Genomic DNA, 1701 nt, shown 5'->3' on the forward strand with positions numbered 1-1701 from the left:
CCGCAAAACTCCAGCAGAGCTCCGTCCTCGATCTCTTCCGCAGCCTCCTGACCGGCACCGCCGCGAAAGCTCAGGACGTCCTTTTCAGCAATTCATCCTGATCAAAAAAACAGCTAAACTGTTACTGATTCATTACGCCCAACCGCGCTACACCAAGGATCTTGATCTCTGGATCGAGCCGACGGTGGAGAATGCCCGGAAACTCATGCGGGCTTTCCAATGTTTTGGTCTACCTCTTATCGGTTTGGACGAGTCGGACTTCGCTCAATCAGGAACTCAGTTCAGCGTCGGAGTGCCACCATGTGAGATCGATCTGCTTACCACGATCCCCGGCTTGGAATTCTCATCCTGCTGGGAAAACCGTGTCACTTCTGAGGAGGACGGTATCGTAGTCCCTTACCTAGGGAAAGCCGACTTGGTAGAGGCCAAAAAGACCGCGGGTCGCCCTCAGGATCTCGCTGATCTCGAGGAACTGCAGCGGGCGACCCCCGAATCGGACAGCGATTCCGCCTGACCTTCCACCCGCCCGGAAATCCAACCCATCCGATCTATCCCGCCCGAACTTGCCTCGCACAATAAATGTTCTTTTGAACACTCTTTGTGCCCTCCGTCTACCAGCCCCGGCGTCCTCGCGCCTCGCCCCTCTGGCAACTCGTCCACCACGGCTGGGATGACTTCCTCGCCCAGTACGAATCCAGCCATCGCAAAAGCCTCGGCCCTCTCCGACGCCAGACCATCTCCTCCGTCGAAGGTTTTCTTCGTTGCGGCGACCTTGCCTCCGGCTTCACCCGTATACAGTGTGCCGACTGCGGCCACGAACGCCTCCTCGCCTACACCTGCAAGAGCCGCCTCTGCCCCTCCTGCCACCAGCGCCGCGTGCGCGGCACCAGCGACTGGATCGCCACCTCCGTCTGCCATGAAGTCCCTCACCGTCAATTCGTCTTCACCATCCCCAAGGTCCTGCGGGGGATCTTCCGCAAACGCCGCCAACTCCTCACCCACCTCTTCCACGCCGCCACAGAAAGCCTCCGCGATCACTTCCGCCTCCGCCTTGATCTCCCCGACGGCAAACTCGGTGCTATCGCCGCCATCCACACCTGCATGTCCTCGCCGCCGATGGCCTCTTTGCTCCCGATGGCCGCTTCCACTGCATGCCCGCCGAAGACCTTGCTCCATCCATCGACTTGTTCCGCCACCGCTTCCTCCACGCCCTCCGCGAGGCCAAACTCATCAGTCCGAAGAAACTCACCCACCTCCTCTCCTGGAAACACTCCGGCTTTCACATCCATGCCGGAGCGGAACAGCTGGTCCGGCCCAACGATCATGCCGGGCGCAAGCGCCTCGCGGAATACCTCCTCCGCCACCCATTTTCCCTCCAGAAGATCACCTGGAACGCCACCACCAAGACCGTCATCTACCGCTCCAAGCGCCACCACACCACCAAGCGGAATTTCGAGGTCTTCAAAGCTCCCGACTTCATCGCCGCCATTCTTCGCTTCCGCAAGGGAAGCTTCGAATGGCAGGCCATCGGAAAGGCTCATGTAAGCGAAGAATACCCTCCGACAACCTCGGCGAAAGCAAGCGGCGGAGAGGGGTTGCTCATGCAGGAGCTTTACTGCAGCAGGAGCTTTACTGCAGTTTTGATCGCATGTTTTACGCCTACATTCTCCGTACCGAGCAGAACCCCGAGCGACTCTATTA

Annotated in this window: 2 protein-coding genes and 1 pseudogene; all 3 read left to right on the forward strand. The window is 59.3% G+C overall.

Features of this window, described 5'->3' with window-relative positions; translation table 11 throughout:
- The first annotated feature begins 205 nt into the window (after window positions 1–205).
- Entirely contained in the window at window positions 206–514 is a 309-nt protein-coding gene (locus WBG04_RS02580; protein ID WP_424312789.1) for a hypothetical protein, read from the forward strand.
- An 86-nt stretch (window positions 515–600) separates the two neighbouring features.
- Window positions 601–891 (forward strand): annotated as a pseudogene (locus WBG04_RS02585) (transposase zinc-binding domain-containing protein); the annotation flags it as partial.
- A gap of 206 nt (window positions 892–1097) precedes the next feature.
- Window positions 1098–1701 (forward strand): transposase (locus WBG04_RS02590; RefSeq protein WP_424312790.1); only part of this gene is annotated, 604 nt, incomplete at its 3' end.

It is taken from the genome of Haloferula sp., from assembly GCF_049672945.1.
Taxonomy (GTDB): Bacteria; Verrucomicrobiota; Verrucomicrobiia; order Verrucomicrobiales; family Akkermansiaceae; genus Haloferula.

Coding starts and splice junctions, on each gene's coding strand:
- WBG04_RS02580 (WP_424312789.1), top strand. CDS start 206: ATGCGGGCTTTCCAATGTTTTGGTCTACCTCTTATCGGTTTGGACGAG.